At 30.0% G+C, this 423-nt stretch carries 1 pseudogene; it reads right to left on the bottom strand.

The features are described 5' to 3' along the window. Positions 1-423: pseudogene (locus tag HMPREF3241_RS12340) on the bottom strand (transposase); the annotation flags it as partial.

A 423-nucleotide genomic window follows, 5' to 3' on the forward strand; every position in this document is an offset into this window, starting at 1 on the left:
GCTGTTACTTTTCTTATATTAAGTTCCATTAGTAGACATCCTAGTTCTCTTTTGGCTTTATATATACCTTGAACAGACATTCGAGTGAAACCTAAAATAGCCTTCATAAATCTAAAAACAGGCTCCACACTAAATTTTCTTTGACTGTAGATGGTTTTTGTTTTTGGTTCTGAAAACTTTTTATTAATTTGCGCTTTAAAATATTCCAAACTATAATTCTTCATTATTTTTTTGTTTGTTTTGAATTGAAGTTCATACATTGGTGTGTTTCAGAGGACACTCTGAACAATCATCACATTTATTTATTTTAAAGTCTCGTTTAAAACCATATTTATCATGACGATAGGCATATCTTTTAAATCCTGGTCTTTGATTGTTTGGACAAATGAAATCATCGAATTCAGTCTCGGGAATTGTTTCTAC

This window comes from Staphylococcus sp. HMSC34G04, assembly GCF_001838765.1.
GTDB lineage: Bacteria > Bacillota > Bacilli > Staphylococcales > Staphylococcaceae > Staphylococcus > Staphylococcus epidermidis.